Annotated in this window: 14 protein-coding genes; 10 read left to right on the forward strand and 4 right to left on the reverse strand. The window is 64.7% G+C overall.

Annotated elements, in window-relative coordinates; genetic code table 11:
* Positions 1-52: 52 nt before the first annotated feature.
* The 10 genes from D0Z70_RS20950 to D0Z70_RS20995 all read left to right on the forward strand — a co-directional run bounded on the left by D0Z70_RS20950 (position 53) and on the right by D0Z70_RS20995 (position 10,191).
* Complete coding sequence (locus D0Z70_RS20950; RefSeq protein WP_119749800.1) at positions 53-2,074, forward strand: protein-disulfide reductase DsbD family protein; 2,022 nt, start codon at positions 53-55, stop codon at positions 2,072-2,074.
* Positions 2,074-2,811 (forward strand): TlyA family RNA methyltransferase, encoded by a 738-nt coding sequence (locus tag D0Z70_RS20955; RefSeq protein ID WP_119749802.1) that lies wholly within the window; start codon positions 2,074-2,076, stop codon positions 2,809-2,811. Before D0Z70_RS20950 ends, D0Z70_RS20955 begins: the two co-directional genes overlap by 1 nt.
* A gap of 89 nt (positions 2,812-2,900) precedes the next feature.
* A complete protein-coding gene (locus D0Z70_RS20960) occupies positions 2,901-3,944 on the forward strand; it encodes an efflux RND transporter periplasmic adaptor subunit (protein WP_119749804.1) in 1,044 nt (347 codons plus the stop codon).
* 8 nt (positions 3,945-3,952) lie between these two features.
* Positions 3,953-7,057: an efflux RND transporter permease subunit gene (locus D0Z70_RS20965; protein ID WP_119749806.1), complete on the forward strand. Its 3,105-nt coding sequence runs from the start codon at positions 3,953-3,955 to the stop codon at positions 7,055-7,057.
* A 24-nt stretch (positions 7,058-7,081) separates the two neighbouring features.
* Positions 7,082-7,630 carry a TspO/MBR family protein gene (locus tag D0Z70_RS20970; RefSeq protein ID WP_119749808.1) on the forward strand — a complete coding sequence of 183 codons (549 nt, stop codon included), beginning with the start codon at positions 7,082-7,084 and terminating at the stop codon, positions 7,628-7,630.
* Between the two features lie 41 nt (positions 7,631-7,671).
* Positions 7,672-7,971 (forward strand): accessory factor UbiK family protein, encoded by a 300-nt coding sequence (locus D0Z70_RS20975; protein ID WP_119749850.1) that lies wholly within the window; start codon positions 7,672-7,674, stop codon positions 7,969-7,971.
* A 42-nt stretch (positions 7,972-8,013) separates the two neighbouring features.
* On the forward strand, positions 8,014-8,520 hold the full coding sequence (locus D0Z70_RS20980; RefSeq protein WP_006963728.1) for a type III secretion system chaperone family protein: 507 nt from the start codon (positions 8,014-8,016) through the stop codon (positions 8,518-8,520).
* A 64-nt stretch (positions 8,521-8,584) separates the two neighbouring features.
* Positions 8,585-9,349, forward strand: a complete 765-nt coding sequence (locus D0Z70_RS20985; protein WP_420820397.1) for a pyrroline-5-carboxylate reductase family protein — start codon at positions 8,585-8,587, stop codon at positions 9,347-9,349.
* Positions 9,350-9,368: 19 nt separating this feature from the next.
* Positions 9,369-9,872, forward strand: a complete 504-nt coding sequence (locus tag D0Z70_RS20990) for an asparaginase domain-containing protein (RefSeq protein ID WP_119749812.1) — start codon at positions 9,369-9,371, stop codon at positions 9,870-9,872.
* Between the two features lie 76 nt (positions 9,873-9,948).
* Positions 9,949-10,191: a hypothetical protein gene (locus D0Z70_RS20995; protein ID WP_119749814.1), complete on the forward strand. Its 243-nt coding sequence runs from the start codon at positions 9,949-9,951 to the stop codon at positions 10,189-10,191.
* A 72-nt stretch (positions 10,192-10,263) separates the two neighbouring features.
* Here D0Z70_RS20995 and D0Z70_RS21000 read toward each other — a convergent pair whose 3' ends face one another.
* The 4 genes from D0Z70_RS21000 to D0Z70_RS21015 all read right to left on the reverse strand — a co-directional run bounded on the left by D0Z70_RS21000 (position 10,264) and on the right by D0Z70_RS21015 (position 12,114).
* Positions 10,264-10,791 carry a CarD family transcriptional regulator gene (locus D0Z70_RS21000; RefSeq protein ID WP_017182186.1) on the reverse strand — a complete coding sequence of 176 codons (528 nt, stop codon included), beginning with the start codon at positions 10,789-10,791 and terminating at the stop codon, positions 10,264-10,266.
* 245 nt (positions 10,792-11,036) lie between these two features.
* Positions 11,037-11,375 carry a ferredoxin FdxA gene (gene fdxA, locus D0Z70_RS21005; protein WP_119749816.1) on the reverse strand — a complete coding sequence of 113 codons (339 nt, stop codon included), beginning with the start codon at positions 11,373-11,375 and terminating at the stop codon, positions 11,037-11,039.
* A 161-nt stretch (positions 11,376-11,536) separates the two neighbouring features.
* Entirely contained in the window at positions 11,537-11,860 is a 324-nt protein-coding gene (locus tag D0Z70_RS21010; RefSeq protein WP_119749818.1) for a type II toxin-antitoxin system RelE/ParE family toxin, read from the reverse strand.
* A complete protein-coding gene (locus D0Z70_RS21015; RefSeq protein ID WP_119749820.1) occupies positions 11,857-12,114 on the reverse strand; it encodes an antitoxin in 258 nt (85 codons plus the stop codon). The genes D0Z70_RS21010 and D0Z70_RS21015 overlap by 4 nt, the downstream gene beginning before the upstream one ends.
* Positions 12,115-12,170: the final 56 nt, after the last annotated feature.

Here is a 12,170-nt window from a genome sequence, read left to right on the forward strand (position 1 = left end):
CGGCGAACGCCACCGGACCTAGCCCGCTGACATCCACCCGACCAGAGGCCCGATGCGGATTTTTCATGTCATAGTGATGACGCTGGCGTTGCTGGCCGGGGTTTCAGGCGCGCAGGCGCAGGGCGCTTTCGGGGGCGGCGCGCCGCATATCGCCGCGCGGCTGGTGGCCGAAAGCGCCACGCCCGCACCGGGCAAGGCGACGAACATAGCCTTTGCCATGGTGCCGGAGGCGGGGTGGCACGGCTATTGGGAAAATCCGGGCGACGCTGGCCTTGGCATGACAGTGAGCTGGACATTGCCAAAGGGCGTGAGCGTCGGGCGTCTGCGCTATCCGGTGCCGGAAACGCTGCTGATTTCGGGCCTGATGAACCATGTCTATGAAGGCACCTATGGCGTGCTGGCGACCCTGACCGTTGCGCCCGACGTCGCGGCTGGCACGCGCCTGCCGGTGCGGGTGAAAGCACAATGGCTGGCCTGCACCGACAAGGTCTGCGTCCCCGAAAGCGGCGAGATGGCGCTCGATCTGGTGGCGGGCGACGGGCAGGTCGCAGCGGCGGATCGGGCGCGGTTCGACGGGTGGCGCAGCCATCTGCCCCGGCCATTGGGGTCGGAGGCGACCTATGCGATTGCGGGTGGCAAGCTGCGCCTGTCGGTGCCGTTCCCCGCCGATGCGCAGGCCAGCAATGTGCATCTTTTCCCGCTTGCCGAAGGGCTGGCGCGCTATGCCGCGCCGCAGCGCGTGACCCGCGATGGCGACCGGCTGCTGGTCGAAACCGACGCGGGCGAGGGCGGCAAGGGTGGCCCGGTGCAGGCGGTGCTTGCGACCGGGGACCATGTCGGCTTCCTGTTGACGGCCCGCCCCGGCGCGGTCGCGGCGTCAGGCGGCACGATGCAGGCGATCATGATCGCGCTGGGTGGTGCGTTGCTGGGCGGGCTGCTGCTCAACATCATGCCCTGCGTTTTTCCGATATTGGGCCTGAAAGCCATGAAGCTGGCCAAGGCGGGCGGCGATGAGCGCACCGTCCGGCGCGAGGCGTTGGCCTACGCCGCCGGGGTGATCGCCACCTGTCTGGCGCTGGGGGCGGCGCTGCTGGCGTTGCGCGCGGCGGGGGCGGCGGTGGGCTGGGCGTTCCAGTTGCAGGACCCGCGCATCATTTTGACGCTGCTGCTGCTGGTCAGTGCCATCGCCTTCAATCTGGCGGGGCTGTTCGAATTGCGCGCGGTTGGCGGGGGCGAGGGGCTGGCGGGCAAGGGCGGTATGGCGGGCGCGTTCTGGACCGGGGCGCTGGTCGCCTTCGTCGCGACGCCCTGCACCGGGCCGTTCATGGGCGCGGCGATGGGCGCGGCGATGGTGCTGCCGCTGGCAGCCGCGCTGGCGGTGTTCGCCGGGCTGGGGCTGGGGCTGGCGCTGCCCTTCCTGCTGCTGGCCTATATCCCGGCGCTGCGCACGCGGCTGCCGCGCCCCGGACCATGGATGGGGCGGTTCCAGAAGATATTGGCGATCCCGATGTTCCTGACCGCGCTGGGGCTGGCCTGGTTGCTGGGGCAGCAACGCGGCGTTGTGGGCATGACCATTGGTCTGGCTGCTATGCTGGCCTTTGTCCTGCTGCTCTGGTGGCTGGGCAGTCGGCAGCGGGCCGGACGGGGCGGTGGCTGGATCGTCGCGCTGGCGGGGCTGGCCGTGCTGGGCGGGGCGGTGGCGTTGCTGCCGTCGCGCGCGCCCGCCGCTGCTGCGCAGGAGGGGGCGGCGCTCCCGTTCGACGAAGCGAAACTGGCCAGCCTGCGCGCCGCCAACAAACCTATATTTCTCTATTTCACCGCCGACTGGTGCCTGACCTGCAAGGCCAATGAGGCCGCCGCGATCGACCGTGCCGAAACCCGCGCGGCGTTCGACAAGGGCGGCGTCACGGTCATGGTCGGCGACTGGACCAATGCCGATCCCGCGATCACCCGCTTTCTGGAAGGGCAGGGCCGGTCGGGCGTGCCGCTCTACCTCTGGTATGCGCCGGGCAGGGAGGCGCAGACGCTGCCGCAATTGCTGACGCCAGCCACGCTGACGGCGCTGGTGCGCTGATGGCGAAAATTCGTGCCGACCAGTTGCTTGTCGACAATGGCCTGGCGGAAAGCCGGGCGCGGGCGCAGGCGCTGATCCTGGCGGGCCTGGTCTTTCTGGGCGACCGGAAGATCGACAAGGCCGGGCAGCAGGTCGCGCTGGACGCCGAACTGGACGTGCGCGGGCGGGACCATCCCTGGGTGTCGCGTGGCGGCATCAAGCTGGCCCATGCTTTGGCCGAATATGCGATTTCCGTGACCGGCATGGTGGGGCTGGACGTGGGCAGTTCGACCGGCGGCTTTACCGATGTGCTGCTGACCAATGGCGCGGTCCGGGTCTATGCGGTGGACAGCGGCACCAACCAGCTGGCGTGGAAATTGCGCAGCGACGATCGGGTCATTGTCCATGAACAGACCAGCGCGCGCATCCTGACAGCGGCGCACATCCCCGAACCGATCGACATCATCGTGTGCGACGCCAGCTTCATATCGTTGGCCAAGGTGCTGGAGCGGCCCTTGACCTTCGCCCGCCCCGGCGCGGCGCTGGTGGCGCTGATCAAGCCGCAGTTCGAGGCGGGGCGGGATGAAGTCGGCAAGGGCGGGGTGGTGCGCGATCCCGAAATCCACGCGCGTGTCTGCGAAGAGGTCCGCACATGGATACAGGCACAGGGCTGGACCGTTATCGGCATCACGCCCAGTCCGATCACCGGACCGCAGGGCAATGTCGAATTTCTGCTCCATGCCCGGCTTGGTGGATAAACGCCCTATGTTCGTTATTTGGGACGTTGTTACATCTTGCGACAAAAGGCCATGTTGTGTCGTACTGAAAGGCCCGATAGCCCTCCACCATGCGCAATTCCCTGTTTCTTTTCACCGCCCTTTGCCTTGCCGGTTGCAGCGGCGACAAGGCACCCAAGCCGCGCCCGGCCGCGCTGGTCGAGGCCGCGCCGATCGCGACTGCCGATTTCGCCGATACGCTGGACGCGGTCGGCACGGCGCTGGCCAATGAACAGGTCATCCTGTCCGCGCCAGTGACCGAGCGGGTTACGTCGATCAATTTTGCCGATGGCGGCTATGTCGCCAAGGGGCAGGTGATCGCGACTATGGCAATTGCGCAGGAGCAGGCGGAACTGGCCGCGGCGCAGGCGCAGGCGTTGCAGGCCGGGCAGCAATTGCAACGGGTGCAGGCGTTGAAGGCGCGCGGCTTTGCCACCGCCGCCTCGCTCGACCAGCAGCTGGCGCTGGCCAATGCGGCCAAGGCGAGTGCCGACCAGAGCCGGGCCGCGATCAGCGACCGGGTGATCCGCGCGCCCTTTGGCGGCTGGGTCAGCCTGCGCACCGTATCGCCCGGCGCGATCGTGACGGCGGGTACGGCGATCGCCACGGTCAGCGATATTTCGCGGATCAAGCTGGACTTCACCGTGCCGGAAACGCGCCTGGCCACCATTCGCGCGGGTCAGGCCATCCGCGCCGTCTCCGCCGCCTGGCCCGACCGGCCCTTTACCGGCACGATCGCGACGATCGACCCGGTGATCGACCCCGCCACCCGCGCCGTCCGCGTCCGCGCGATCCTGCCCAATCCCGACCGTGCGTTGAAGCCGGGCATGTTGCTGACCGTCAGCATCGTGTCGCGCCAGCGCAAGTCGCTTGCGCTACCCGAACTGGCGGTGGTCGGCGATGGTGAGGAACGCTTCGTGTTCGTGCTGGAGGATCGCAAGGCCAAGCGGGTCAAGGTTGATACCGGCCTGCGCCAGAACGGGCTGGTCGAGATTTTGGGCGGGGTGAAGGCCGGGCAGATGGTCGTTACCGATGGCGTCGTCAAGCTGAGCGATGGCGCGCCGGTGCGGCTGGCAGGGGACAAGCCCGCGCCATCAGCCAAGCCCGCAGGCTAAGTAGCGCCATGCAGCTGTCCGACCTGTCCGTCCGCCGCCCGGTTTTCTCCGCCGTCGTCGCGGTGCTGCTCTGCATCGTCGGGGTGGTCGGCTATCTCAGCCTGTCGGTGCGCGAATATCCCGACACTGATCCGCCGGTCGTGTCGGTCGAAACCAGCTACACCGGCGCTGCCGCTTCGGTCGTGGAAACCCGTATCACCCAGCTGATCGAGGATGCGGTCGCGGGCGTGCAGGGCATCCGCACGATTACGTCGACGTCGCAGGACGGTACGTCCAACATCAGCATCGAATTCGATCCCTCGCGCGACATAGACACCGCGGCCAACGATGTGCGCGACCGGGTGGGATCGGTGGTGGAGGATTTGCCGGAGGATGCGCTGGCACCCGAAATCCGCAAGGTCGATGCGGATGCGCGACCGATCCTGTTCCTGGCCTTCTCCCGCCCCGGCTGGAGCGCAATCCAGCTGAGCGATTATATCGACCGCAATATTGCCGATCGTTTTTCCGCGATCGACGGGGTGGCGCGCGTGACGATCGGCGGAGAGGCGCGGCCATCGACCCGTGTGTGGATGAATGCGGAGCGTCTCGCGGCCTTCGCCCTGACCCCGGCCGATGTCGAAAATGCGCTGCGCGCGCAGAATGTCGAGCTGCCCGCCGGGCGGTTTGAGTCGAAGGATCAGAACCAGACGCTGCGTGTCGATCGTCCTTTCGCCACGCCGGAGCAATTTGCCCAGCTGGTCGTTGGCCGGGGCGACAATGGCTATCAGGTGAAGCTCGGCGATGTCGCGCGGATCGAGGAAGGAGCGGAAAACCCCTATAGCAGCTTCCGCTCCAACGGCGGGACTGGCATTGGTCTGGGGATCGTGCGCCAATCAGGTGCGAACACGCTGGAGGTTGCGGACAGGGCCAAGGCATTGGTCGAACAATTGCGCCCAAGCCTGCCGCAGGGGATGCGGGTGGCGGTCGGCTCCGACGAATCGCTGTTCATCAGCCGGGCGATCGACAATGTCTATGATACGCTGATCGAGGCGGCGCTGCTCGTCATCCTGGTCATCTTCCTGTTTCTGGGGTCGGTGCGGGCGACGATCGTTCCGGCGATTACCGTGCCGATCTGCCTGCTGGCGACCTGCGCGGTCATGTGGCTGCTGGGCCTGTCGATCAACCTGCTGACCCTGCTCGCCTTCGTGCTGGCGATCGGGCTGGTGGTCGATGATGCCATCGTCGTGCTGGAAAATGTCTATCACCGCATCGAACAGGGCGAGGATCCGCTGGTCGCTTCCTATCTCGGCACGCGGCAGGTGGGCTTTGCGATCATTTCCACCACATTGGTCGTGTGCGCGGTGTTCGTGCCGGTCATGTTCCTGGCCGGGCAGACCGGTTTGCTGTTCCGCGAACTGGCGATCGCGATGATCGCCGCCATCGCCTTTTCGGGCTTCATCTCGCTCAGCCTGGCGCCGATGCTCTGTTCCAAACTGCTCAACAATGCCGAGCGCGGGCGGCTGGCGCGCTGGGTGGATGCCCGGTTTCAGCGGCTGGAGCGCGGTTATGCCCGCTGGCTGGACCATGTCCTGCGCAAGCCGCTGCTGCCCTTGATCGGGGTTGGCCTGTTCCTGTGCCTCGCCGGTGGACTGTTCTCATTCCTGCCGAGCGAACTGGCACCAGCGGAAGATACTGGCGTGGTCGACAGCCAGATCAGCGCGCCGGAGGGCACCGGCTATGACCGGATGCTGACCTATATGCGCAAGATCGAAACCGGGCTTGCGCCGCTGCGGGAGGATGGGACGCTCCAGAATCTGATTGTCCGCACGCCAGCAGGTTTTGGCACGTCGGACGATTTCAATAGCGGCAATGTCATCGCCTTCCTGCGCCCGTGGGAGGACCGCACGATCACGACGGCGGAAGTCGCGACCATCATCAACAAGGTGATTGCCGACCAGCCCGGCGTTCGCGGCAATGCGGCACCGCGATCCGGGCTGGGGCGCGGGCGCGGTCTGCCGGTCAATATCGTGCTGGCCGGATCGACCTATGAAGGGCTGGTGGCGGCGCGTGATCGCATCATTGCCACCGCGGCCAGCTATCCGGGGCTGATCAACCTGGACAGCGACTATAAGGAAACCAAGCCGCAAATGCGGATCGACGTCAACCAGCAGCGCGCAGGCGACCTGGGCGTGTCGGTCAACGACATCAGCCAGGCCCTGCAAAGCCTGCTGGGGTCGCGGCGCGTGACCACCTATGTCGACCGGGGCGAGGAATATCGCGTGCTGGTGCAGGCGGAACAGGAAGGGCGGCAGACGCTCGCTGATCTGGAGCGGATACAGGTGCGCGCGACCAATGGTGCGCTCGTGCCGCTGTCGGCGCTCGTCACGGTGCGCGAAGTGGCCGGGCCGCGCCAGCTCAACCGCTATAACAAGCTGCGCGCGATTACCCTGACCGCTGCACTGGCCCCCGGCACGTCGCTGGGACAGGCCCTTGCATTCCTGGAAAATGAAGCGCGCCAGTCGCCCGAAGTGCTGGCGATCGGCTATCGCGGTGAAAGCCAGTCCTTGCGCGAAACCGGCGGTTCGATCTGGCTGATCTTCGGCCTCACCATATTGATCGTCTATCTGCTGCTGGCGGCGCAATTCGAGAGCTTCATCCACCCCGGCGTGATCATCGCCACGGTGCCGCTGGCGGTGGCCGGTGGCGTGCTGGGGCTGATCGTCACCGGCGGGTCGATCAACCTCTACAGCCAGATCGGCATTGTCATGCTGGTGGGGCTGGCGGCCAAGAATGGCATATTGATCGTCGAATTCGCCAACCAGTTGCGTGATGAAGGGCTGGAGGTGGCGCAGGCTATTCGCGAGGCTGCGACCCGTCGCCTGCGACCGATCCTGATGACGTCGATCGCTACCGTCATCGGCGCGGTGCCGCTGGTGATTCGCGGCGGCGCTGGCGCGGCGGCGCGCAACTCGATCGGCGTGGTCATCGTCTTTGGGGTCAGTCTGGCGACGCTGATCACCCTGTTCCTGATCCCCATATTCTATTCGCGTGTTGCGAAGCGCACGCTTTCTCCGCAAACCGTTGGTCGCAAGCTGGATTCGGCGTTGAAGGATTCGCCCGATCCGGCCGAATAGGATGAGCGTGGAGAAGCGTTGCCGATGAACGAAATCGCGTCCCCCGGCCAATTGCGCCTTGCCTATCTGCGCTGGGCGCTGGTGACCGTGCCGGTCATCGTCCTGCTGGGTTTCCTGTCGGGGCAGTTCGCCAATAGCGGCTTTGGCAATCGCTGGTTCGACGCGCTGGTAAAGCCCGCGCTGATGCCGCCGGGCTGGGTGTTCGGCGTTGCCTGGACCATCCTCTATATCGCGATGGCACTGGCACTGGCGATCGTGCTGCACGCGCGCGGGGCGAAGGGGCGGGGCGTGGCGATCGCCCTGTTTCTGGTCCAGTTTGTGATGAACCTTGCCTGGTCGCCGCTCTTTTTCCGGGCGCATCAGGTCGGTAGCGCGCTGGTGCTGATCCTCGTCCTGTTCGTGCTGGTGGCGATCACGACCTGGCTGTTCAGCCGCATCCGCCGCGTCGCGGGCTGGCTGCTGCTGCCCTATCTCGCCTGGCTGGCCTTTGCCTCCTTCCTCAATTATGAGATTAATCGCCTGAACCCGGACGCGGAAACCCTTGTCGCGCCCGCGCTCCAGACCCAGATATGATTTTTGGCGCGGTTGCCGCGCCAGTTGAGAGGATGAGCATCATGCAGAGCGAGAACCGCTTTTTCGACGATCTGGCCAAGCTCGTAAATGGCGCGGCCGGGACCGTGGCGGGCATGAGCCGCGAGTTTGAGGCCAATGCGCGCGAGAAGGCCAAGGAATGGATGGGCGGCGCGGACTTTGTGTCGCGTGAGGAGTTTGACGCGGTCAAGGCGCTGGCGGCTGCGGCGCGCGAAGAGGTGGAATTGCTCAAGGCCCGCATCGACGCGCTGGAAGGCAAGACGTCGGAACCTGTCAAAAAGACCGTCAAGGCCACCAAGATCAAGCCGACCGAGGCGGACTGATCCTGTCTGTCCTTTCGCCGTGCGCGGTGTTAAGGCGCGCCGATGATGGATAGCGACGAGTTTGAGCATGGCGGCCAGGAAGCCGCGCCGATCGACATGCTGGCGGCCTTTTTCGAGGCGCATGGCTGGACCTACGAGCAGGTTGGCGAGGATGAGATCGTCGCCAATACGCAAGGCAGCTGGGCGCAATATGAGCTGCGCGGCATCTGGCGTGACGAGGATCAGGTGCTGCAATTGCTGGCGCTGCCCGACATTCGCGTCACCGACGAAAAGCGCGGCACGATCTACGAGACGCTGGGGCTGATCAACGAACAGCTGTGGCTCGGCCATTTCGAACTATGGTCGTCGAGCGGCATCATCCTGTTCCGCCATGGCGCATTGCTGGGCGCAGGCGGCACGCTGACGCTGGATCAGGCGCAATTGCTGGTCGAGACCGCGATCGACGAGTGCGAGCGCTTCTATCCAGTATTCCAGTTCGTGCTGTGGGGCGGCAAAAGCCCGACCGAGGCGATTGCCGCCAGCCTGATCGAAACCCGCGGCGAGGCCTGAGCGCGTGGCGATCCGTTGGCCCGATCATCTGTTCCTTAGCGGCTGCGGCAATATGGCCGGGCAGATGCTGGTGCGATGGCTGGACTGCGGGCTTGATCCCGCGCGGGTGACGGTGCTGCGGCCAAGCGGGCGTCCGGTCGCGGATGGCGTGACGGTGGTGACGGATTATCCTGCGACGCTGCCCGCCGGGACGACCGTGCTGCTGGGCATGAAGCCCTATCAGATGGCCGATGTCGCCGCAGCGCTGGCGCCCTTATGCGGGGCAGACACGCAGATCGTCTCGATCCTCGCTGGCACGCCGCTCGCTGATTTGCGGGCGCGTTTTCCGGCTGTGCGCGACATGGTGCGGGCGATGCCCAATCTGCCCGTGGGACTGGGCGAGGGTGTCACGGCACTGTTTGCCGATGACAGGACATCGGCGCAGGCAAAGGCCGATGTCGCGGCACTTATCGAACCGCTCGGCCTGGCCGAATGGATCAGCGATGAAGCGCTGTTCAATCAGGTGACGGCGCTATCGGGCTGCGGCCCTGCCTTCCTGTTCCGCTTCATCGACGCGCTGGCGCGAGCGGGTGAGGCGCTGGGCATCCCTGCTGATCAGGCCGCGCGCATGGCGCTGGCGACGGTGCAGGGTTCGGCCAATATGGCTGCGCGGGCGAGTGCCCTCACCGGCGACAGTCCGGGGGTGCTGGCCGACCGGGTCGCCAGCCCCGGCGGCATGACGCGCGAGGGGATGAATGTGCTGGACGCCGACGACCGCTTGCTGACGCTGCTGACCGACACGCTGACCGCCGCCCGCGATCGCGGCGAAACGATGGCGCGCGGCGCGTAATTATTATCGGAGCCTTGCCATGCTATCCCCCGAAACGCCCATATTGATTCTGACGACCGGCGGCACGATCGACAAAATCTATTTCGATGCGCTGTCCGACTATCAGGTCGGTGAAACGGTGATGGCCCGGTTGCTGGACGTGGCGCGGGTCATGCGGCCCTTCCGTATCGAGGAAGTGGTGCGCAAGGATAGTCTGGAACTGGACGATGCCGACCGCGCGCTGATCCATGCCCGCGTCGGAGCCGCGCCGGAAAGCCATATCGTCATCACCCATGGCACTGACACGATGACCGACACCGCCAAGGCGCTGGCCGATATTCCCGGCAAGACGGTGGTACTGGTCGGTGCGCTGGCCCCGGCCCGCTTTGGCGAGAGCGACGCGAGCTTCAATCTGGGCATGGCCTTTGCGACCGTGCAGGTGGCGGAGCCGGGCATCTATATCACGATGAGCGGTTCGGTGTTCCGCGCCAACGCCGTGATCAAGGATCGCGCCAAGGGGGCGTTTGTGCCGTTGGACGAGTGAGCCGCCGTCACCGCCCGGAACCGTCCCAACCCGTCGTGCATTATCCGCCCATCTGAACGATGAGGAGGAGAGTTTCATGGCCGACTATCAGGAGCGTCCTGCAACGACGACGACCACGGTGATCGAAAAGCGCAGCGGCGGGGGCATGACCTTTGCGATCCTGCTGCTGGTGGTCGTGGTGGCGGTCGCCGCTTTCTTCCTGGTCAGCAGCGAGACGAGCAAGGATAATGCCGTCACCAGCGCTGCGACAGAGGTTGGGCAGGCTGCCAGCGATGTCGGCGATGCAGCCAAGGATGCGGTCGGCACCAAGGGCGAATAAGCCCGCGCATTACCCCACGAAAAAGGGCGCGCCTTTCGCAAGGCGCGCCCTTTTTTGCGTCAATGGCTGATGTCAGCCTTCGACCTTGGCATATTTCGGCGCGGCTTCGTTGAGGATCGCGAGGATCTTCTTGAGCGCGGCGGGTTCGTCCGTCTCTTCCATCGCTGCCAGTTCGCGGGCGAGGCGGCTGGATGCAGCCTCGAAAATCTGGCGTTCGGAATAGCTTTGTTCGGGCTGGTCGTCGGCGCGGAACAGGTCGCGGGTCACTTCGGCGATCGACACCAGGTCGCCCGAATTGATCTTCGCTTCATATTCCTGCGCGCGGCGCGACCACATGGTGCGCTTGACCTTGGGCTTGCCCTTCAATGTTTCCATCGATTCTTCGAGCGTCTTGTTGGACGAGAGCTTGCGCATGCCCACGCCTTCGGCCTTGTTGGTCGGCACGCGGAGCGTCATGCGCTCTTTTTCGAAGCGGAGCACATATAGCTCCAGCTCCATGCCGGCGATCTGCTCCTTTTGCAGTTCGATCACACGGCCCACGCCATGCTTGGGGTAAACGACATAATCACCAACGTCAAAGGACAGCGCCTTGGCAGCCATTTGGAACCTTTCCAATCAACCGGGGAACGGGGCCGTCGCGGAACATATGCGCAAGGGGCATATGCATGGGGGGTCCACGGCGCCACCGTCAGGACATGAAGCTAATTCTCCAGGGACGGACAGGAGGGTGTCCGACCGTTGGAACACTGCATAGCAGATTCGTAACAAAATTACCACCCCCGGACATAATCGCCGGGAGTGCAAGGCAAAACGGACGGGAAGCGGGCGGCGCAGGGCCGCCCGGATCAGTCGCCGGAACCGGGTTCGGGCGAGAAAAACTTTTCCAGCTTGCCTTCCACGCCCTTCATGGCGTCGGCGTCGGCAGGCGCTTCACCCTTGACCGTGATGTTGGGCCATTCAGCCGAATATTTGGTGTTGAGTTCCAGCCATTTTTCCAGGCCATTCTCGGTATCGGGCAGGATGGCCTCGGCCGGGCATTCCGGTTCGCACACGCCGCAATCGATACATTCGCTCGGATTGATGACCAGCATATTTTCGCCCTCGTAGAAACAGTCCACGGGGCAGACCTCGACGCAATCCATATATTTGCAGCGGATGCAGTTGTCGGTCACGACATAGGTCATTGTCAGGGCACTCTTGGTTGGAAAAGCGCGGTCCTGCTATGCGCAGCCACGCGCAAGGTCAATGAGGATAATGTTGGCCGGCGCGTAGGGGTGGTTTTGCGTCGGGCGGGGTGGGAGTTCATGCTGTCGTTGGGGTGAATGAAGCGGGCGTGCAGGACAGGCTATTTGCTCTGACTTTCCAGACGTTCGGCCAAACGCATCATCAGGTCCATCCGCTCGTGCAGCAGAGCGACGATAAGGGCTGGGCTGTTTTCGCGCATAAGGCAGAAGATGTAATGGTGTTGGCATCGGATCATGCGAAGGCCGGGATGCAGCGCGTCCATATCGCGAGATACGCCGCGACCGGTCGCTACGGCGTTCATGCAATTGACGAGTTTGGCGGAATAGAGGCCTGCCTGACGGTCGCCCCAGCGCGTGTAGGTGTAAGAAACAATATCGCGCAATTCGGTCGCCGCCGTCGCGGTCAGGACATAGGCTGGCGTCAAGCGTGCCGGTTCCGGCTCAATTCATCCGCGATGATATCCTCGGCGTTCAACGGCGAAACATTGCCCGCAAGGCCTTCCGCGATCCGCTGTTGCAGCAAGTCGCGCAATTCGTCCCATGCCTGGTCGCCGTCGTCAATCTGCGACGGGAACAGCCGTTCCAGCGTATATTGCTTGATCGTCTTGCCTTGCAGCGCGGCCATGGCCTTCAGGCTTTGATGCTGCTGGTCAGTGATGTCGATCGTCAGGCGGCTCATTCACGCTCTATAGCTGCCTGCCTACATTTTTACAAATGTGGGCAGCGAATTTCTGA

It is taken from the genome of Sphingobium terrigena, assembly GCF_003591655.1.
GTDB lineage: Bacteria > Pseudomonadota > Alphaproteobacteria > Sphingomonadales > Sphingomonadaceae > Sphingobium > Sphingobium terrigena.

Coding starts and splice junctions, on each gene's coding strand:
- D0Z70_RS20960 (WP_119749804.1), top strand. CDS start 2,901: ATGCGCAATTCCCTGTTTCTTTTCACCGCCCTTTGCCTTGCCGGTTGC.
- D0Z70_RS20955 (WP_119749802.1), top strand. CDS start 2,074: ATGGCGAAAATTCGTGCCGACCAGTTGCTTGTCGACAATGGCCTGGCG.
- fdxA (WP_119749816.1), bottom strand. CDS start 11,375: ATGACCTATGTCGTGACCGACAACTGCATCCGCTGCAAATATATGGAT.
- D0Z70_RS20975 (WP_119749850.1), top strand. CDS start 7,672: ATGCAGAGCGAGAACCGCTTTTTCGACGATCTGGCCAAGCTCGTAAAT.
- D0Z70_RS20985 (WP_420820397.1), top strand. CDS start 8,585: ATGCTGGTGCGATGGCTGGACTGCGGGCTTGATCCCGCGCGGGTGACG.
- D0Z70_RS20995 (WP_119749814.1), top strand. CDS start 9,949: ATGGCCGACTATCAGGAGCGTCCTGCAACGACGACGACCACGGTGATC.
- D0Z70_RS21015 (WP_119749820.1), bottom strand. CDS start 12,114: ATGAGCCGCCTGACGATCGACATCACTGACCAGCAGCATCAAAGCCTG.
- D0Z70_RS20965 (WP_119749806.1), top strand. CDS start 3,953: ATGCAGCTGTCCGACCTGTCCGTCCGCCGCCCGGTTTTCTCCGCCGTC.
- D0Z70_RS20950 (WP_119749800.1), top strand. CDS start 53: ATGCGGATTTTTCATGTCATAGTGATGACGCTGGCGTTGCTGGCCGGG.
- D0Z70_RS20990 (WP_119749812.1), top strand. CDS start 9,369: ATGCTATCCCCCGAAACGCCCATATTGATTCTGACGACCGGCGGCACG.
- D0Z70_RS20970 (WP_119749808.1), top strand. CDS start 7,082: ATGAACGAAATCGCGTCCCCCGGCCAATTGCGCCTTGCCTATCTGCGC.
- D0Z70_RS20980 (WP_006963728.1), top strand. CDS start 8,014: ATGATGGATAGCGACGAGTTTGAGCATGGCGGCCAGGAAGCCGCGCCG.
- D0Z70_RS21000 (WP_017182186.1), bottom strand. CDS start 10,791: ATGGCTGCCAAGGCGCTGTCCTTTGACGTTGGTGATTATGTCGTTTAC.